Consider the following 17,326-nt stretch of genomic DNA (forward strand, 5'->3'; position numbering starts at 1 on the left):
GCTTTGCAACCAGCATGCCAGAAAGAAATACCTATAGGTTTGGATATTACGGTAGGAAATGCATTAGCAGAGATAAATGCACAGTAATTGAAGGGAAAGAAACCAAACGAAGAGGGGGCAGGATAATTTTCCTGAGCTGAGATGGTGGAAGAAGGTTGGATAAGTGGAAGATTTTTAAATTCAGTGCCACTTTAGTTAGCGTTGTGACGTATTTTTACGGTGGGTGGTCGGGAGTATTGGGGCGGTGTTTACTCTGGTTATTATTGATTATGTGATTGGATTATTTGCTGCTGGCGCAGAAGGTAAGAAGGGAACCGGACCTGGTTTAAAAAGCAAGATTGGTCTTATCGGTATCGCTCGAAAGGTATTTATTTTTACAATGGTAGCAGTATCCCATCTGATTGATGGAGTCTTAGGCGATTCGCACCTATTCCGGGATGCGGTCGCCTATTTTTATATGGCAAATGAGCTGCTGTCCATTTTGGAGAATGGCGCCAGACTCGGCGCACCTATCCCTCTCGTGGCCCGATAGACCGTAGAAGTTTTGAAAAGTAAAAGTGGTAAGGAAGGAGAGAAAGAGGATGCAACGACGAAACAGTCGTAATGTAAGAGGGATCGACGTATCCCGTTATCAAGGAAAGATTGATTGGAAGGCGGTCAAGGCAGATGGTATTTCATTCGACTTCATTAAGGCCAGCCAGGGGCATCGTTACATTGATCCAACATTCACCGCGAATGCAAAAGGAGCCAGAGCAGCCGGGGTATTGTTGGGAGCATACCACTTTGTAGACGCAACCAACGTTGAGGCAGCCAAAGCAGAAGCGCGGCATTTTGCCGAGGTATTGGAACAGGTAGGCGGAGGGAAAACGCTTGACTTGCCGCCTGTAATGGACTATGAAAACAATCCCGGCAAATTGTCTAAAACGCTTATTAGTGCTGTAGCTTTGGCCTTTCTACTGGAGCTGGAGCGAATTACAGGACGCAAGCCCATTATCTATACAGGCAATGCATTCGCAACCAATTTTAACGCCTCATTGGGCGGTTACCCATTATGGATAGCCCGACAGTGAAACGCGTGTACCGAGCGATACAGTGACGTGGAAACGCTGGGATATTTGGCAGTACAGCGATAGCGGTAAGATAGCTGGGATAATAGGGAACGTGGATATGAATGAGTATGATGGCACGGCGGACGAACTACGAGAACGATTCACAAAGCGCCCTGAGCAGCCGGAGACAGTCACGTCCGGTACGTTCGTCGTAAATGGTAAACAGGCAGGGAAGACGCTGCTCTTTGATGGCAGGACATATGTACCGCTGAAGGTGCTTGCTAATGCTATGGGGTTGTCATATCACTGGGATAATGCACACAAGGAAGCTTATCTAAACGGAGCCAAGCTGCAAATGGTCCAACTTGTACAGGGTACCGCATACGTACAACTCAAACCTATTGCAGAGGCTTACGGCGCAATAGTGTCCTGGGATTCAAAAAATAAAATCGCGTCGTTGAAAACGAAAGGGGAAAAGTAATCATGCAAACAATTATCGAAACTGTACAACCTTATGTAAATACCATCGTCACAGCCGCTGCGGGTGTGCTTACAGCATTTGTTTTAGGAGGTCTGAACAAACTCAAGACTAAGGTTAACGTGTGGCTAGAAGCGCGTACCACGGCGGCACAGAGGGAAGTAATCCATAAAATTGTTGGGGAGGGCTTTGCTTTTGCTCAAACAGCATTTAAAGAAGCTGGGGGAGAACGTAAGCTTCAGGAGGCTTTGCAGTATGCTTCACTTACACTTTCCAGTCAAGGTATCGTTGTATCCCAAGTAGAGCTAAAATCCGCGATTGAGAAAGCATATCTGGAGTATAAGACCAAAACAAAAGCAGTATTGGCTACTGAAGCACAGACAAACGAGGAGGCAGCACAAGCCGCAGCTAAGGAAGCAGTATCTGGTTTGGCTGCAAAGCTTAATGATTTCTTGGCTCAGGCTATAGTAGAGGTAACGCCAAACGCTCTAGTTCACCCTGAACCAGAGCCTGTTCCGGTACCAGCAGAGTCAGTACAAGCGCCTGCTACTGCTGAATAAACTATAAGTAAGTGCCCTGCTAGCTTCGGCTGCGGGGTTATTTTTTTACTTGAAATACGAACATTTGTTCTGTATAATTATAAATATAAGTAAAAGTATGGTAAAAAAAGATTCCAATATGAGTTCACTAATGGTATATTTTAGGTGTGAAAAATCAAAATATACAGATAATAGGTGAAATGAATGACAGAAAAAATAATGAATCCAACAGCAGAAGGTGTTCAAGTTATTCCGAATTATTCGGAAATTCTCTCCTCAACCGTTAGTGAAAGCTATCCGAAATATGCGAGAAAAAAATTATTGAAAGAAATGGAAAAAAAATGAAGTAGTGAGGCTTGAAAAGAGCAAAAAAACTGCTGAAGGGAAAAATGTTTTGGACTTATCAGACATTGAAGATGAAGGGAATCAACTTTCAGAAGGAATTGCAAGAGCTCAAACGGTGGTGAGACACGTCGAAAAGGACGAGTTTTTGAAATCGTATAAGTTTGCAGCTGTCTTTTCCGTTACTGAGATTGATGAAACTCTTATCGAAGTAGGGCTAGCATCAGGGGGGGATTGTTGATTATTTTTCGGATAATCGTCCCAATGATTACGTTTTTGATGAAAAATTATATAAATCAGTCATTCCCACTAAATATGCAAGTGGGAATATTATCATGTTTAAATTTAGCCGACTTCTTTCAGGGTTTCCTCCCAATACTGAAATCAAGAAGCAATACAAATATCCTATTATTGCTGTCTATCACAAACATCTTAAAGCGCTTGAAATTAGATTGGATAGAGTTAAACCTTATTTTCAAGATGATGAATTTTTTTACACTCAACAAATTGAACTTGTGTTAAATTGGTTTAAAAGGAACCTAAATTGTCAGTTCGAAAACATCAATTTCCCCGCTGTGATCGACTACATCATTAAGACTCTTGAGCAAGACGAAGTAAGCGTACACTCTCAATCCATGAGTTTACCCAATGGAGGGAAGGCAGTTCTTGATACAGGGGCTGATGAAAACTATATACTTCCCTTGCTTGGGGAGCTCAAAGAACTAATCAGGTCGCATGAAGAACTTTTTGATAAAAGCCCAGAAATTAAGCAAATTCTTGATGGTTTCATCGCAGAAATTGAGACAAATGCCAACTTGCCATGGATAGCATTAATATGGAAAGGTACTGACAAAGGCAAAAGCACAACAGTTAAGTTTAAACACGATTATTTAAATCAGGAATATAGCTTTTTGCAGTATTATGGACAACAATCCAATATGGAGAAGATGAATAATGTCACCGACTATATTATCAAGAATAAAATCGAGTTTGACCGACTCGAAGATATTGCCAGATCGGAAGATGATGGATCTACTGAAGATCCTATCAACGTATAAAAAGGGGCAGCTTATTTATCCAGGTGTCTTGATAAGGCGATTGAATGTAACTATGTCAGTCGCATATCAAGTGTTGGAAATAATCAAGCGTTTAAAGATTATTATTGTTGTCTTTGAAGTATATTGTCATCGTTGTGGGCGATTTACTGGTGAGATATACAATACAATTGGCGAAATTCCTGAGTCTGATTATTGCGAAAACTGCGATTCAGAATTAACATCTATTCAAAATAGTGTAGCAGTATACAAGGTGATCTTTGATGAGTAACGTCGGTCTTTCCCCACATGAATATCTTAAGTTTGCAGATATTGACGAGATGGAAGAACATTTCAATACTCTTTCTAGACTAAATGATGAAGATCTTTCAGAGTATAAAAAATTATTAGTTAATTTAGAAAAAGTAAATAAAAAAGAAGTGACAAAAACTAAAAAAGAACAGGGAGAGAATAACACTCTTCAAAAAGGAAAAGCCTTAGAGAAATTGGTTTCTTTTCTCTGGGAAAAATCAGGGTTCTTTGAAGTTCATGAAAATATTCGTAACAGTACAAATGAAATTGATCAACTTGTCGATTTCAATTTCAAAGGAAAACTTTTTGAAAGCTTTTTACCCGTAAATCGAAAAAACAGTAGGTTTCTAATATCGGAATGCAAAAACTATAATAAGACGATAGGTGTTACTTGGGTTGGTAAATTATACTCTTTGACTTGCACCAATTCTTCAAGATTTGGTTTTCTTTTCTCTTATCATGGGATGGCTGCAAGAGGAGGATGGGATTCTGCTATAGGACTTACGAAGAAACTCTTCCTTCAAAAAGAGAGATTAGATGAACGAGTATCAATTATTGATTTTCAATATTGAAGATTTCAGAATGATTGCTGAAGGACACAATTCCCTGTATTTGGTAAAATCCAAAATTGATGCTCTTTTGTTACAAACCAGTGTTGATAGTTTTATCTCAAAGCACCCCGCCGAGAACTGATCTATTTTGTAAGAATATCATAAAAATCCGAAAGCATCGGTGATACCCTGCTGGCATATGCTGGTGGGGTGTTTTTGTTTACCTAGAAGTCCATTCCCTAAACAATGTCTCACATAACCTGTGGAGTAAACAAGGGAGGCGTTATGTGTGAGTGGAGCTGAAAGAGGTGGAGGGAATACTGACAGGAAAGTTTGGATGTCGATAACTGTTATCCTGGCACTGTTTATTTTGTTGGTAGTTATCTTAACATTAACCATTTTATAAAAGTTGTTTTTAGGCTCTGCCGGTTTATCTGGTGTGAGCCTTTGTTTTGTTTACCTATATACCCTGTCACTATACGAATTGATACATATATTAAGGTGTACAACAAGTAAAGGAGGTTAAAGCTATGAGTGGATGTGACAACAACACAACTCCAGCTCCAGTTGGTGGTATGTGGACTTCTACAGGAGCAATATTAGTGCTCTTTATCTTGTTGGTTATTATCACTAAATCACTTTGGATTTAATTTTGTTAAGAAAAGGCTGTTGGACCACACACACTTTTTTTTCAATTCACTCAGTACAACTCCTAAAAAACGTGTAATGACCCTGCTAGCAGTGCTAGTGGGGTATCTTTTTGTTTGCAGGAATTTATCACCATGTGCCGAATGAATTATTGAGGTGATCAGCATGAACCTTACATTTAAAGTGTTAAAGTCAGATATAGAACTATTTGCAGCTGCATTAAGTCAGGTAAGAGTATACGTGGTGCAGTCATTGGATGAGGATTTGATAGATATTGTGGATTACGGTGGATCAGTTGATAAAATTACACCGGAGTCAATTAAGATAAACGGAACTTATTTCATCCATAATCAATTTGAATTTAGAGTAGATGTGAAAAAGGACTCCGCTGGTATGTAACCAGTATGGAGTCCTTTGTTGTTTATTTAGTTGAATACTCACTTACTTCAAACGTAAGAATCTTATTGAATATTACATAGTCCTTTCGGTTACTGAATGGACCTTTGTTATTATTGTGCTTATCAATGGCAAAGAATGAAGGACCTCTTCCGGCATCTTTAGCGTCATACCAGGCGATGAAGGCACTTAATTCTTTTTTACTTAGATCGAATTCTTTATCAAATCCATTATCCATTGTTATAGTCAGAATAGCACGGTCTCCAGTAGGTTGCGATGATCCATCAGTATCCGATGATCCAGGCGTTGTAGATGGATCAGGCTTTGTTGATGGGTCAGGTGTTGTAGACGGATCGGGCTTTGTTGATGGATCAGGTGTTGTAGATGGATCAGGTGTTGTAGGTGGAGCAACTGGGTTAGTATTATACATCTCAAAAGCTCCAAGAGTCAGAATACTTTGCCCATTATTCATTGATACATTTAGCCGATATTTTATATATTCTTTTGTGTTACTAAATGTAAATTCTTTTTTTACGGGTTGATCCCAATTACTTTGATTTTTTTGTGTATCGAGAACCACCCATGATGCTCCATCCCAGCCTTCAAAAGTCCAATCTTTTGGAGATTCAGCTTTGTAATTATTACCTCCACGAGCCTGTAATACATATTTGTTCACAACAACTGGTTTTTCAAATTGGTAACCAATCCATCCAGGGATGCCATTTACAGCTGTAGACCACCCGTTATCATTAAGGGATTGATCAAATACGGTCCATGGTTGGTGACTATCACTCCAACTGCTACTAGCACTAGCAATTCCAGAAGGAATGTTATTCCATGTCATTTTTGGAATTAAGTTAACATTACTTGAGCTAGCAAAAGAAGAACTTGCAAACATTGAAGCTAAAAAAAAGATAGAGAGTAAAGAGAAAAATATTTTTTTCATGTTAGAGCCCCTTTTTGTTTTATTTGCTAAGTAAGAATACAATTATCATAAAGGAATGTCTAAACATTTATGTCTATATATTCAAAATAAAGTTTAATGGTGAATTTTAATTTTTATTTTTATTATGTGACAACATATGCGATACTTCGACATGACTCTCCAATTAGTATAAAGAAGGCTAAATACTATGGAGGTGTCATATGATAAAAGGAATCGTAAGAGGGTTAATCGTATTTTACTAGCTGCTATTTTTTCCGTACAAGGCGTTTACGCTGAACCAGCAGCAATCAGCCAACAAGCAGCAACTGGGTATACGTTGGAGTTCCCAAGTTCACGTTACCCTGAAACTGGGGCGCATATTAGAGATGCAATAGCAGCCGGACATTCTGCTGTATGTACGATTGACCGTGATGGAGCGGAAGAAAACAGGAAGGAATCGCTCAAAGGCTATCCGACTAAAAAAGGATATGACAGAGATGAATGGCCAATGGCAATGTGTACAGAAGGTGGTGCAGGTGCTGATATTCGATACATAACTCCTAGTGATAACCGGGGAGCAGGATCATGGGTAAGTCATCAGTTAGATAAGTATGAGGATGGAACAAAAGTTGAATTTATCGTTAAATAATGAAAAGCCCAGCTAATCCACTAAGGTTAGCTGGGCTTTTGCTAGACACTAAGTATGGCAACATTGAATACATAAAGCGCCTTGGATTTATCTCCAAGGCGTTGTAGTAACGGTTAGTTAATGTCTCCTGTGAACTGACCAGTAGTAGCCCAAGCTTCGCCTTCAACGTTGTTACCGCCCGCTCTGAATTGAATTACATATTTCCCTGAAGGCATTCCATTAGGGAATGAATTAACGCTAGTCCACGTTAATGAGTCTCGTTTGCCAACAGTTTTATAGACATATTCTTTCCCGTTACCCTGCAAGCTCCAAGTGAGATTTGATGTTCCTGTATTCTGAACTCTAATCCTTACATGTCCATAACCCTTCTCAACAGTTAATTCCATCGTTGGACTTGTCCCACCAAGAACCTCATGTACCTCTTGGCCAGTTTTTTGGATAACTATACCTCCGTGATCCTTCGAGAATGTAACCCCCGTAACTGGTGCGGCAGAAGCAGCTACTGGAGCTACTGCCATTAGAGCCAAAGCACTTGTAAGGATAATTGCTGTGTTTTTAAAGTTCATCAAAAACCGTCCTCTCGAATGGTATAATTTGTACTAATAACCAATCATACCACATAAAAAGGAATAAAATGTACATTATTATTAACAAAATGGTAACAAACCATTAATATTAGAAAATACATATTTCATTTGAATATTGCATGACAAATATTTCAAAACTTATTGACAACTGTTAAATTATGAACAACAATAGAATGCAATAATATATAAAGTTTGGAATTTCTGTATGAAGGGTGGATATGATATGAAGCATACACCTACGATCCGAGCAGAATTAGATAGATACATACAACAAAAAGGGTTGAGCTTAGCGCAATTCGGACAACTTGCAGGCATGAATAGGGGAATAATAAGTGCTATTGTGTCAGGGAATAAGTCAATGTCTGTTAACCAGCTTGACCGAATCACTGAGGCTATGGGTTTACCAGAAGGGGAGTTTTACGATCTGTTTATAGAAAACTTCATCATCGACCATCCTCCGAATATGAGGCGTATCGAGCCATTTTTGTTTCGGTGTGCGGAGTTGGACAAGTTGGATGCGATCCGTCGAGTGGTGGGAGCTATCATGGACAATCTACTCTACTCACCCAAGCTATTTGAAATAGCGGAAGAATTATTGTCGCAGGGACGACATGAGGCTGCATTGCTGCTCTATGAGGGGGTGGCTGAAACAGAGAGATATCAACATTCTGAACGTTTGGCAATCTGCCAATATCGTATATTCAAAATTCAAGTTGGAGAGGCTCAAAGCCGTAATCTCGAGGCAGCAACGCTACTTGAACCCTTTGTGGAACGTCTTGATGAAATGGAACAGCTTGACGCGCTGAAGGATTTAGCTAACGTTTACAGGTCATTGCGTAAATGGGACAAGGTTGATGAAATAGCTCGAAAAATGAGAGCTAAGGCGGAAATCCAATATTCGATGAAACATCAACAGCAGAGTCGAATGTGTGATGAGTCTTCCAAGAAACTAAGTCGTCCACTGTTTGTGTACATTGCTTATGCTGATTTGTTGTGTTCAGGTTCTTGCGAAGCTAAAGGCGATTACCACCAAGCTCTCCAGTATACATACGCCTACGCTAGTTTAGATTGGGTTTTGGAGAAGGACGAGGACACCCAACACTGGATGGGTTTGTTCCAAAACTGGGCAGAAGGTAACACGTACGTATATAAGCTTTTATCTGGAGATATAAACGTGCTAAACGATTATGTTCATTATATTATTGCATCAAGTGATAAAGTCGATAAGGAAATGATTGTAAAGCTTTTGAACGTAATGTTTGCAGCTAACCAATATAAGTTAGACGTTAATGATATAATTAAACGGTTTGAACCGATTATTGCTTCTTTTGTGCAACAGCCATCAACGGATATGTATACGAAACAAGTTATACCAGAGCAGTATGCGCGTTTGGGTTATGAGCTGGCTTAATATTATTTACATCAAGGTTCGTACGAAGATGGTTTTAAATATTTGATGTATTCTTTGGAAAGTTATCATACATTGAATAATGAGACTTATTATTTAAACTGTGTAGGAATGTTTGAGCATTTCCGCACTCATGCAATTCCCGAAACAAAGGAAAAATACTCAAAATTCATTGAAAAGGTGTGGTTAGACAATGTTAAAAAAAATGGTACTGCTAATCATTGCAGCTAGTTTTTTGTTTATTGTTACTGTACCTGTTCAGTCGAATAGCCACCAGGTTACTCCATACTATGATCCAATTGGTGGGGCCTGAACCCTGTTTGAGGAGTGGATGACCAATGCTGAGAAAAATTGTACTACTGACCATCGCGGCTAGCTTTTTGTTTATTGTTGCTGGGCCGGATCAAGCCTTTAACCACCACCATAGTATTCAGCCTAACGTTACCATTGGAGGATTTTAAAGCTAAAGCTAAAGCTAAAGCTAAAGCTAAAGCTCAAGCTAAAGCTAAAGCTAAAGCTAAAGCTAAAGCTAAAGCTCTGCCAACCTTATAGTTGGTAGGGCTTTCTTTAGTGCAGGAATTACCACACATACAGCATAATAACTATCTGAGGTGAACAGCTTGAACCATACATATAAAGTTTTGAAGTCCGATATCGAACTATTTGCAGCTGCATTAAGCCAGGTAAAGGTGTACGTTGTTCAGTCGTTAGGCGATGAGTTGATATCGGTTATAGACTATGGTGGCACTATAGAAAAGTTTTCGCCTGATTCGGTCAAAATTGCCAGAGCTTATTATATACGGAACCAGTTTGAATTTAGAGTAGATGTGAAAAAGGACTCGCTGGTATGTAACCAGTATGGAGTCCTTTGTTGTTTATTTAGTTGAATATTCACTTACTTCAAACGTGAGTATTTTGTTGAATATAACATAGTCATTTCGGTTACTGAATGGACCTTTGTTATTATTGTGCTTATCAATGGCATATGATGCTGTACCTGTTCCAGCTTGTTTTCCTTCATACCATTCGATAAAGGAATATACTTCATCCATTGAGAGATCAAATTCTTTTTCAAGACCAGTAATCATGGTCACTATAAGTATCGCACGATTCCCCATTTCGGGTATATCCGGAGTTACTGGTTCTTTATAACCGAATAACTGCAGTTCACCAATACAAGTATATCCAGCAGTTCTACCATTATCCGCTGTTATATATAAACGATATTTTGAATATCTTTTGGCATTTATGATAGTAAAATATGGGGATGTAGGTTCGTTATTTAGTGAGAAAAATCTCCATGTGTTTTTTTAACAACAACCTTCAGAAATAGTCATTATTGTTTAGACACTCCAGTAATTATTTGTTATTCTGACTTTTCAAATAATTACTGGGGGAGAATATACATATGAAAAAAACATTATTGTCTATTATTTCATGCCTTGTTATCATTTTTGGCTTTGGGATAAGGGTCTATGCAGAAAATGAAGTTGAGTCACAATGGATTATGAAAAATGATCTTCCTACTCAACTCGCAGGTTCAGCAGTGGCTGAGGCAAATGGGAAGATTTATGTATTTGGAGGAATATCGAGTTCACTGACAGATAATAAAAAAACTGTATACGAATACGATCCTATTAATGATTCATGGGTCAAAAAAAATGATATGCCATTTGCTACAACCGCATCCACCGCTTCTACGGTAGATGGAAAAGTTTACTTATTTGGCGGATATACAGGAAATGCTTATACAATGACTGGTGGATCTTTATTAAATAGCGTTTATGTATATGATCCTCAGACAGATACATGGGGTAAAATACAAAATATGTCAACAGGGAAAGCATGGGCAAGTTCAGTTACATATGAAGATACAATATACATTGTTGGGGGCATAACAAACGCTGCAACTGTTGCTACTGTTGAAGTTTATAACTCTAAAACAGATACATGGACCACTAGAGCTAGCATGCCTTCTGCTCTACATGCGGTCGGACTAACCGTCCTTAAAGACAAAATATATGCTGTCGGAGGTGGCAATGGAACAACATCTTATAAAAATGTTCGTGAATATGACCCTAAAACTGATAAATGGACAGATAAAGCTAACTTGTTAAATGCAAAGGACGGATCAGGAACAGTTGTTTTAAATGGGTTGATATATAGTATTGGTGGTGGTGCAACTAGTGGGCAATCCCTTCGAGATGTAGAAGTATACAATCCTATTACAAATATATGGGAGCCAGCACCTAATTTAAATGTTGCCCGTACTGCCTTTGGGGCTGCGGTGATGAACGGAAAAATATATGTTGTTGGAGGTCTTATATTTGACCCTACTACTATAACTAAGACCGTTGAAGAATTCACACCTACAAGCCTACCGACAGAACCCAACCCCACACCGGAACCAGGACCAACAGGAGACCGTGCAATCTTGACCATTACTCTTACAACTGGCTTAGAGAAGGAATTTGATTTGAGCATGAAAGAGGTCAATGACTTTATTGCATGGTACGAAGGCAAACAAGCTGGTTCTGGATCAGCATCCTATGCAATCAATAAACATGATAACAATAAAGGTCCATTCAGTAGCCGTAAGGACTACATGTTGTATGATCGTATCCTAATGTTTGAAGTAAGTGAATACTCTAAATAAATTAAAAGCTCTGCCGACCCATTAAGGTTAGCAGAGCTTTTTAATGTCATCACTTCATTGCACTGGTTCGGCGGTAATCTCTATATATCTCCGTTAGTCCCAAGACTTCTTCCATTGTCAGGTTATTACGAAGGTGATTCAGCGCTTCGGCGATATACAACGCTACCACTATTTGCTTTTGTTCATCAGTTCGTGGCCGTTCCTCTTGTAATTTGTCTTGTATGTTCCTGCGATGTATTTCTAGGAATCTTTCTAAATCCATAATCATCGCTCCTTTTTTGTTAAGCTGGATGGTTTTCGTTTTAGCCTATTCAAATAGTAAACCATGATCACGGAATTCAAATGTCCGGACTTTGTGACCAGGTAGTAATTCTGTTTCCTTGTAGAAAACTTCAAACTCAATTAGCAGGCAATCAGTGAATTTATCAAAAGTATATATGACCAGGAGAATATCTTCTATTAATATTCACAAAATAGTCCAATCGGATTATACTTGACGCGACGGATGCAGAGCAACCCCGACAGCATCGATGACACCCTATGGCTCAAGCCGGTGGGTGTTTTTTGCGTTTGGGGAAGTATACATAATGTCTAGCAGGGGGGAATATGAACAGGCGAAAGGAATGAAGTAAACTGAAATTATATTCGAGACAGACATGCTATAATTGAATCCAATCAAGTATTAAAGTCCAGCAATAAGGAGAGATATTTTGGAGCAAATTAGAGGAATTGAAATTGTTGAAATGACATTTGATAACAAGGATGATTACGAATGCAAAGATCAACCTTTTATGGTCATAGGGAGACTTATCCCCAAACTAGAAAATGGCATATGGAGTTATCATGAAGAACTTTATGAACAACCTTATGAGTCAAAATATCCGGAACACGAAGATCTTGATGAATATATTAATAGCAATGACAGTATTGCTTTCTTATACTATTCCGGAAGGAAATGCTTGGGACATATAAGACTGGGGACAGTAGAGGAAACTAAATTTGCTTCTATTGACAGACTTATTGTATTAGAAAGTAGCAGAGGAAAAGGAATAGGAACTGCCTTGTTAAACAAGGCAAGGGAGTGGGCATTACAAAAAGGAATGCAGGGATTTACGCTTGAGACGCAGGATGTTAATTTACTCGCTTGCCGATTTTATTTGAAAAATGGGTTTGATATTGGAGCAGTGGACACTATGCTTTATTCAAACTCAAAATACAAAGATGAAAATGCGGTATTTTTCTATTCAAAATTCTAATGCATCATGATAATTTAATGTATTGTATTTACAGAATCCCGTTATGCAATCCGAAAGTATCGGTGAAACCCTACTAGCCAAAGCCAGTGGGGTACTTTTACGTTTAGTGAGATATTATTGTGGCTTTTGATTTAATTCCATCTGTTAATATGCTAATTATTCTCATCTATAGTTGGTGGAATGCTAGTATTTGAGACATGCGATGAGTTTTTTATTTCAATTCATGCGAAAAATTGAATGTTTATATTAGTCGAATAATATATTGACATATGGTTAATTATGGTGAAAAATGAAGTATGTTTTTAAAAAATATGGAATATTCAAGCGAAGGGTGGCTATGGCATGAAGCATACACCTACGATTCGGGCGGAATTAGACAGATACCTGCAACAAGAAGGTTTGAGCATAGCGCAATTTGGGCATATCGCAGGCATTAATAGGGGAATAGTAAGTGCCATTGTGACAGGTAATAAGTCTATGTCTGTTAATCAGCTTGACCTAATGACTGAGGCTATGGGTTTAACAGCGGGCTGCTTTTACGACTTATTTATAGAAAACTACATCATCGACACGTCCCCGAATATGAGACGAATCGAGCCATTTTTGTATCGTTGTGCAGAGTTGGACAAGTTGGGTGCGATCCGTCGAGTAGTGGGAACCATCATGGACAATCTACTCTACTCGCCCAAACTTTTTGACATTGCGGAGGAATTATTGGCACAGGGACGACATGCGGCTGCACTGCTGCTCTATGAGAGTGTAGCTGAAGCGGAGAAATACCAACATTCTGAGCGTTTGGCAGTTTGCCAATATCGTATTTTCACGATTCAAATTGGTGAGGACCAAAACCGTAATCTAAGAGCAGCCATACTATTTGAACCTTATATTGAGCGTCTGGACGAAATAGAGCAGCTTGACGCATTGAAGGATTTGGCAAACGTGTACAGGTCTTTACGTAAATGGGACAAGGTTGAGGAAATGGCACGGCAAATGAGAGGGAAAGCGGAAGTTCAATATTCCATAAAACATCAGGCAAAACGAAATTCTCAAGAGCATGAAAAGGAGACAAAGGGCCCACTATTTGGATATATTGCTTACGCCGATTTGTTGTGTGCAAGTGTTTGTGAAGCCCAAGGCGATTATCAACAAGCTCTACAATATACATACGCCTATGCGGAATTAGACTGGGTCAAAGAGACTGACGAAGATACTCAATACTGGGTAAACTTGTTCAGTCAGTGGGCAGAAGGTAATACGTATGTAAATATGCTTCTGTCTGGAGATGTTAGTGTGCTACCGGCCTATGTTGAATATATAGCAGCCACATCAACCAATAATGAAAATGAGAAGCTCTCAAAGCTGTTGAACGTTATGATAGCGGCTAACCGATATGGAATAGATGTGAATGATGTCATTTCTCGTTTTGAAGCGGAGATTCATTCGTTTTCTGAACAGCCCACATTTGATGATATGTATACTCAACAAGTAATGCCAGACTATTTCGCGTGGTTTGGTTACGAAATTGCTCATTATTATTTACAGCGAGGAAACTACAATGATGGCTTCAAACACTTGATGTATGCAATGCTAAAGTCACATATAATAAATAATGAAACTTACTTTATAAATTGTATGGGCCTGTTTGTGCGTTTTCAAGTCCATGCGACTCCTGAAGTCAAAACGGAGTTTCACAATCTTATTGAAAAGGTGTGGTTAAGTAATGTTGAAAAGAATGGCATTGTTAATCGTTGCGAGTAGCTTTTTGTTTTTTATAACCGTACCCGCTCACAATCATGATCAGCTTATTCAGACCTTTGTACAAATAGGTGGATTCTAAAGTAAAAGAAAGCTCTGCTAACCTTAATGGGTCGGTAGAGCTTTAACTGTTCACGCCTCTTATAGTGTATCAAGGTAGTCTTTCTGGAATTTGATAAAATCTTGCACACTATCGTGATAGGTAAATCTACCGCCATTTTTATTAATAATCCAGTTGATCTTCTCGTCATTTAACAAGACTCCATACATGCAATGATGAAGCAGTTCAATTTGCTTTTCATCCCTAATTCGGATCAAGTGTTTTTCTTGTTCGTCAATGAGGTACCATTTCGTTTCTGTTTCATCTACATCTGCATCCACATACAGTATTGATACCGATAAGGGGAACGGCCAGTCAAACCAATGTTCTCGCTTGTCTTCTCCATAACCTTCAAATGCCATGGTTATTTCCTCCTACTTGGATAATTTCCTGATTAGTTTAAATGGATCTAACGTGTTGCGATTGTACGCTTTATTGATAACTGTTTTTTTGGGAACTCGCAGCTACTCTCAGCCTTTGGCATCTGGGCACCAATGCGATTAATGACCTGCCGTTTGAGGTTGGAGCGAACTGCGATGCGTCTGTTTAGGCTGGGTTAATGGGGGGATCGAACTGGCAATCCTGGTTCAAGAGAGAATTTTCGGTAATTTCTTTTGGCAATGACGACGTAGGCTTTTAGGAATACACACATTAAATTTACTGCTGTTCTTGTCTTATTCTACTGGCTCAGGAATATCGCCCCCATATTCTTTCCATGGCTTATCGTGCGCCATCGTAAACTTCTGCAAAAGTTTAGTGTAACTTTGGCAACTCTCTATTCCGCTATTGCTACATAATAGTTGTGTCCGCTTTCGTCGTTCATTGTTCTGATCTGTATAGTATACAGAAACGCGGGTAACAGAAGAGGTTGAATGTTTTGTTACCTGATATCGAACGCTACAACCAACGAAGACGGATATGCTCTATATTGTAATCATGGGAGGCTGGGATGGTGACCAAAAGATCATTACATTTCCTCGTCTGAAAATAGGCATTATACGGAATTAAACCTCCAATGATCCAGAGTTTATTTTTTGTACTCAAAATATAACTTGCGCATAACACATCAGGAGGCTACATACATGTCATGTCAATAAGACTCGAAGGTAATGGATTATGGGACCCACTGGAAAATATTGTTGATAACGTTTGGTCTTATAAAATAGAAAAAATATTGTATATGTGGTTGGTGAAAATAGCTTCATTAAATTGGATTCAAGTACCAACACGTATGAGCAAAAGCAATGGATTTCCGAATTTACTTCCAAAGATAGAGAGATATTCAATAAATTAATGGAAAAGTAGAGGGGAGCATAAGCAAATATGGTAGAATTTTATTTCAACGGCAGCCATGGATAAGGAAATAAAGTCCCAGACTGCCGCAGCTTTTTTAAAGTTAACATTCATCGTTAGTTTGCTCAGGAAACGACCTTTAGAGCTACACCAATATATATTTTTAACTGGCTAGTTTCAGCCCTACAGCAGAGCTAAGGACCAACCCTATACACAAAATACGCATTAATCCGCGAGGCTCGTTATAAAAGATCATGCCGAGGATAGCACCTCCAGAAGCGCCAATTCCAGTCCATACAGCGTAAGCTGTTCCCATCGGGAGTGTTTGCATTGCCAACGACAAAAATATAAAACTTAGGCCAAAACCAGTAATCAAAAGAGTCAGCGATTTCCAATTGCGGGTCTGATTGAGCTTGTTTATAAGCAAAACCCCGATCATTTCAAAAATCCCCGCTAAGATCAAATACACCCAATTCATAGTCCATTTACCTCCTCTTTCTTCTTACTAAGCATTTTCAGACCAATCACTCCAATAAGTAGCAGCCCGATCAAAGCTACTTTCGAAACACTTATGTCTGCGCCAAACAATAGGATTTCAGCTACTACAGTTCCTGCCGTCCCTAGTCCGACAAATACAGCGTATACAGTTCCAACCGCTAATGAACGAGCCGCCTTGATCATCAAATAAAAGCTGATGTAAATAGCGACTACTGTACCACTCCATTCCCAAAAACTATCCGCATGCTTTAACCCACTAACCCAAGCAACCTCGAATATAGCCGCCACAATGACTGAAATCCATGTTTTGTTCATAACACACTCCTCCTTAAACTTTTTATTAAAAATTGGGCCATAAAAGAAAAAAGATAAAAGCCTGGGAAATAAACCGCACAATGCGTTTATCTCCCAGGCTTTTATCCCTCCGTGTCACAGCCATATGGCTGTGCGTCCTCTCTCGGACCAGACCAATCTTGCGATTGCGGAACCCTAGAGAACGTTTTTATTCAGTTATTGGCTAAAATCATACTAACACGCGATGTAACGTGAGTCAATTTACAATTCACCCACTAACCTGCCAGTTACTTTAACGCTGATGCTTAGTCTACAACTTCATTTTCACTGGATTCGCCTGGTTGGGTGTATTCTCTGTTTAACTGAATGCCCGGACACAGAGTTGTACCTATACATATATTAAGGTGAAAACAATTAAAGGAGGGCTAAAGCTATGAGTGGATGTGCAGGTGGTGTGTGGACTTCTACAGCGGCAATTTTGGTGCTCTATATCCTTTTGGTTATCATCCTTAAATCGTGCTGGGTTTAATGTTCTGAAGAAAATTGTATAGATCCC

Annotated in this window: 19 protein-coding genes, 4 pseudogenes and 1 riboswitch; of the genes and pseudogenes, 16 read left to right on the forward strand and 7 right to left on the reverse strand. The window is 39.1% G+C overall.

The window, feature by feature from the left end; translation table 11 throughout:
* Positions 1-136: 136 nt before the first annotated feature.
* The 8 genes and pseudogenes from ACXHJ1_RS18275 to ACXHJ1_RS18310 all read left to right on the forward strand — a co-directional run bounded on the left by ACXHJ1_RS18275 (position 137) and on the right by ACXHJ1_RS18310 (position 5,352).
* Positions 137-604, forward strand: a pseudogene (locus ACXHJ1_RS18275) (phage holin family protein).
* A pseudogene (locus ACXHJ1_RS18280) lies at positions 582-1,530 on the forward strand (GH25 family lysozyme). Before ACXHJ1_RS18275 ends, ACXHJ1_RS18280 begins: the two co-directional pseudogenes overlap by 23 nt.
* Positions 1,531-1,532: 2 nt before the next feature.
* Complete coding sequence (locus ACXHJ1_RS18285) at positions 1,533-2,087, forward strand: phage holin, LLH family (RefSeq protein WP_107733490.1); 555 nt, start codon at positions 1,533-1,535, stop codon at positions 2,085-2,087.
* A gap of 183 nt (positions 2,088-2,270) precedes the next feature.
* Entirely contained in the window at positions 2,271-2,411 is a 141-nt protein-coding gene (locus ACXHJ1_RS18290; protein WP_457905009.1) for a hypothetical protein, read from the forward strand.
* 4 nt (positions 2,412-2,415) lie between these two features.
* Entirely contained in the window at positions 2,416-2,649 is a 234-nt protein-coding gene (locus ACXHJ1_RS18295) for a hypothetical protein (RefSeq protein ID WP_457905010.1), read from the forward strand.
* Between the two features lie 94 nt (positions 2,650-2,743).
* A complete protein-coding gene (locus ACXHJ1_RS18300) occupies positions 2,744-3,466 on the forward strand; it encodes a hypothetical protein (RefSeq protein ID WP_107733492.1) in 723 nt (240 codons plus the stop codon).
* 260 nt (positions 3,467-3,726) lie between these two features.
* Positions 3,727-4,326 carry an acetylglutamate semialdehyde dehydrogenase gene (locus ACXHJ1_RS18305; protein WP_107733493.1) on the forward strand — a complete coding sequence of 200 codons (600 nt, stop codon included), beginning with the start codon at positions 3,727-3,729 and terminating at the stop codon, positions 4,324-4,326.
* A 792-nt stretch (positions 4,327-5,118) separates the two neighbouring features.
* Positions 5,119-5,352, forward strand: a complete 234-nt coding sequence (locus ACXHJ1_RS18310) for a hypothetical protein (protein WP_107733494.1) — start codon at positions 5,119-5,121, stop codon at positions 5,350-5,352.
* A 22-nt stretch (positions 5,353-5,374) separates the two neighbouring features.
* On the opposite strand, the gene ACXHJ1_RS18315 is transcribed toward ACXHJ1_RS18310, so the two are convergent.
* The gene (locus ACXHJ1_RS18315; protein WP_290410020.1) at positions 5,375-6,295 is read right to left on the reverse strand and encodes a discoidin domain-containing protein; all 921 of its coding nucleotides are present in this window, start codon (positions 6,293-6,295) and stop codon (positions 5,375-5,377) included.
* 187 nt (positions 6,296-6,482) lie between these two features.
* Here ACXHJ1_RS18315 and ACXHJ1_RS18320 point away from each other — a divergent pair, with 187 nt between their 5' ends.
* Positions 6,483-6,923: a NucA/NucB deoxyribonuclease domain-containing protein gene (locus ACXHJ1_RS18320; RefSeq protein ID WP_107733495.1), complete on the forward strand. Its 441-nt coding sequence runs from the start codon at positions 6,483-6,485 to the stop codon at positions 6,921-6,923.
* A gap of 113 nt (positions 6,924-7,036) precedes the next feature.
* Here the strand turns inward: ACXHJ1_RS18320 and ACXHJ1_RS18325 are convergent, their stop codons facing one another.
* On the reverse strand, positions 7,037-7,489 hold the full coding sequence (locus tag ACXHJ1_RS18325; protein ID WP_107733496.1) for a hypothetical protein: 453 nt from the start codon (positions 7,487-7,489) through the stop codon (positions 7,037-7,039).
* A gap of 244 nt (positions 7,490-7,733) precedes the next feature.
* On the opposite strand from ACXHJ1_RS18325, the pseudogene ACXHJ1_RS18330 reads away from it, so the two are divergent.
* The 3 genes and pseudogenes from ACXHJ1_RS18330 to ACXHJ1_RS18340 all read left to right on the forward strand — a co-directional run bounded on the left by ACXHJ1_RS18330 (position 7,734) and on the right by ACXHJ1_RS18340 (position 9,805).
* A pseudogene (locus tag ACXHJ1_RS18330) lies at positions 7,734-9,149 on the forward strand (helix-turn-helix domain-containing protein).
* A gap of 107 nt (positions 9,150-9,256) precedes the next feature.
* Positions 9,257-9,379 (forward strand): hypothetical protein, encoded by a 123-nt coding sequence (locus tag ACXHJ1_RS18335; protein ID WP_258196262.1) that lies wholly within the window; start codon positions 9,257-9,259, stop codon positions 9,377-9,379.
* 159 nt (positions 9,380-9,538) lie between these two features.
* Positions 9,539-9,805: a hypothetical protein gene (locus tag ACXHJ1_RS18340; protein WP_107733497.1), complete on the forward strand. Its 267-nt coding sequence runs from the start codon at positions 9,539-9,541 to the stop codon at positions 9,803-9,805.
* On the opposite strand, the pseudogene ACXHJ1_RS18345 reads toward ACXHJ1_RS18340, so the two are convergent.
* Positions 9,794-10,033: pseudogene (locus ACXHJ1_RS18345) on the reverse strand (ran-binding protein 10); the annotation flags it as partial. The gene ACXHJ1_RS18340 and the pseudogene ACXHJ1_RS18345 sit on opposite strands and share 12 nt — an antisense overlap.
* A 293-nt stretch (positions 10,034-10,326) precedes the next feature.
* Between ACXHJ1_RS18345 and ACXHJ1_RS18350 the strand changes: the two are divergent.
* Positions 10,327-11,574: a Kelch repeat-containing protein gene (locus tag ACXHJ1_RS18350; protein ID WP_107733498.1), complete on the forward strand. Its 1,248-nt coding sequence runs from the start codon at positions 10,327-10,329 to the stop codon at positions 11,572-11,574.
* 49 nt (positions 11,575-11,623) lie between these two features.
* On the opposite strand, the gene ACXHJ1_RS18355 is transcribed toward ACXHJ1_RS18350, so the two are convergent.
* Entirely contained in the window at positions 11,624-11,836 is a 213-nt protein-coding gene (locus ACXHJ1_RS18355; protein ID WP_090890502.1) for a hypothetical protein, read from the reverse strand.
* 448 nt (positions 11,837-12,284) lie between these two features.
* On the opposite strand from ACXHJ1_RS18355, the gene ACXHJ1_RS18360 reads away from it, so the two are divergent.
* Positions 12,285-12,830 carry a GNAT family N-acetyltransferase gene (locus ACXHJ1_RS18360; RefSeq protein WP_052132611.1) on the forward strand — a complete coding sequence of 182 codons (546 nt, stop codon included), beginning with the start codon at positions 12,285-12,287 and terminating at the stop codon, positions 12,828-12,830.
* Between the two features lie 342 nt (positions 12,831-13,172).
* Positions 13,173-14,588, forward strand: coding sequence for a helix-turn-helix domain-containing protein (locus ACXHJ1_RS18365; protein ID WP_107733499.1), 1,416 nt, complete (start codon positions 13,173-13,175; stop codon positions 14,586-14,588).
* Between the two features lie 138 nt (positions 14,589-14,726).
* On the opposite strand, the gene ACXHJ1_RS18370 is transcribed toward ACXHJ1_RS18365, so the two are convergent.
* The 3 genes from ACXHJ1_RS18370 to ACXHJ1_RS18380 form a co-directional block, all read right to left on the reverse strand.
* Positions 14,727-15,047, reverse strand: coding sequence for a hypothetical protein (locus ACXHJ1_RS18370; RefSeq protein ID WP_016821966.1), 321 nt, complete (start codon positions 15,045-15,047; stop codon positions 14,727-14,729).
* Positions 15,048-16,141: 1,094 nt separating this feature from the next.
* Positions 16,142-16,456 carry a DMT family transporter gene (locus tag ACXHJ1_RS18375; protein ID WP_103042478.1) on the reverse strand — a complete coding sequence of 105 codons (315 nt, stop codon included), beginning with the start codon at positions 16,454-16,456 and terminating at the stop codon, positions 16,142-16,144.
* On the reverse strand, positions 16,453-16,791 hold the full coding sequence (locus ACXHJ1_RS18380; RefSeq protein WP_103042477.1) for a DMT family transporter: 339 nt from the start codon (positions 16,789-16,791) through the stop codon (positions 16,453-16,455). The genes ACXHJ1_RS18375 and ACXHJ1_RS18380 overlap by 4 nt, the downstream gene beginning before the upstream one ends.
* An 88-nt stretch (positions 16,792-16,879) precedes the next feature.
* A riboswitch (guanidine-I (ykkC/yxkD leader) is annotated at positions 16,880-16,980 on the reverse strand.
* A 223-nt stretch (positions 16,981-17,203) separates the two neighbouring features.
* Between ACXHJ1_RS18380 and ACXHJ1_RS18385 the strand changes: the two genes are divergently transcribed.
* A complete protein-coding gene (locus ACXHJ1_RS18385; protein WP_016821962.1) occupies positions 17,204-17,299 on the forward strand; it encodes a hypothetical protein in 96 nt (31 codons plus the stop codon).
* Positions 17,300-17,326: the final 27 nt, after the last annotated feature.

It is taken from the genome of Paenibacillus sp. ALE2, assembly GCF_054113385.1.

What these genes read in the sequence shown, in the direction of transcription:
- ACXHJ1_RS18285 (WP_107733490.1), top strand. Translation starts at nt 1,533, where the DNA reads ATGCAAACAATTATCGAAACTGTACAACCTTATGTAAATACCATCGTC.
- ACXHJ1_RS18290 (WP_457905009.1), top strand. Translation starts at nt 2,271, where the DNA reads ATGACAGAAAAAATAATGAATCCAACAGCAGAAGGTGTTCAAGTTATT.
- ACXHJ1_RS18300 (WP_107733492.1), top strand. Translation starts at nt 2,744, where the DNA reads ATGTTTAAATTTAGCCGACTTCTTTCAGGGTTTCCTCCCAATACTGAA.
- ACXHJ1_RS18305 (WP_107733493.1), top strand. Translation starts at nt 3,727, where the DNA reads ATGAGTAACGTCGGTCTTTCCCCACATGAATATCTTAAGTTTGCAGAT.
- ACXHJ1_RS18310 (WP_107733494.1), top strand. Translation starts at nt 5,119, where the DNA reads ATGAACCTTACATTTAAAGTGTTAAAGTCAGATATAGAACTATTTGCA.
- ACXHJ1_RS18315 (WP_290410020.1), bottom strand. Translation starts at nt 6,295, where the DNA reads ATGAAAAAAATATTTTTCTCTTTACTCTCTATCTTTTTTTTAGCTTCA.
- ACXHJ1_RS18320 (WP_107733495.1), top strand. Translation starts at nt 6,483, where the DNA reads ATGGAGGTGTCATATGATAAAAGGAATCGTAAGAGGGTTAATCGTATT.
- ACXHJ1_RS18325 (WP_107733496.1), bottom strand. Translation starts at nt 7,489, where the DNA reads ATGAACTTTAAAAACACAGCAATTATCCTTACAAGTGCTTTGGCTCTA.
- ACXHJ1_RS18335 (WP_258196262.1), top strand. Translation starts at nt 9,257, where the DNA reads ATGCTGAGAAAAATTGTACTACTGACCATCGCGGCTAGCTTTTTGTTT.
- ACXHJ1_RS18350 (WP_107733498.1), top strand. Translation starts at nt 10,327, where the DNA reads ATGAAAAAAACATTATTGTCTATTATTTCATGCCTTGTTATCATTTTT.
- ACXHJ1_RS18355 (WP_090890502.1), bottom strand. Translation starts at nt 11,836, where the DNA reads ATGGATTTAGAAAGATTCCTAGAAATACATCGCAGGAACATACAAGAC.
- ACXHJ1_RS18365 (WP_107733499.1), top strand. Translation starts at nt 13,173, where the DNA reads ATGAAGCATACACCTACGATTCGGGCGGAATTAGACAGATACCTGCAA.
- ACXHJ1_RS18370 (WP_016821966.1), bottom strand. Translation starts at nt 15,047, where the DNA reads ATGGCATTTGAAGGTTATGGAGAAGACAAGCGAGAACATTGGTTTGAC.
- ACXHJ1_RS18375 (WP_103042478.1), bottom strand. Translation starts at nt 16,456, where the DNA reads ATGAATTGGGTGTATTTGATCTTAGCGGGGATTTTTGAAATGATCGGG.
- ACXHJ1_RS18380 (WP_103042477.1), bottom strand. Translation starts at nt 16,791, where the DNA reads ATGAACAAAACATGGATTTCAGTCATTGTGGCGGCTATATTCGAGGTT.
- ACXHJ1_RS18385 (WP_016821962.1), top strand. Translation starts at nt 17,204, where the DNA reads ATGAGTGGATGTGCAGGTGGTGTGTGGACTTCTACAGCGGCAATTTTG.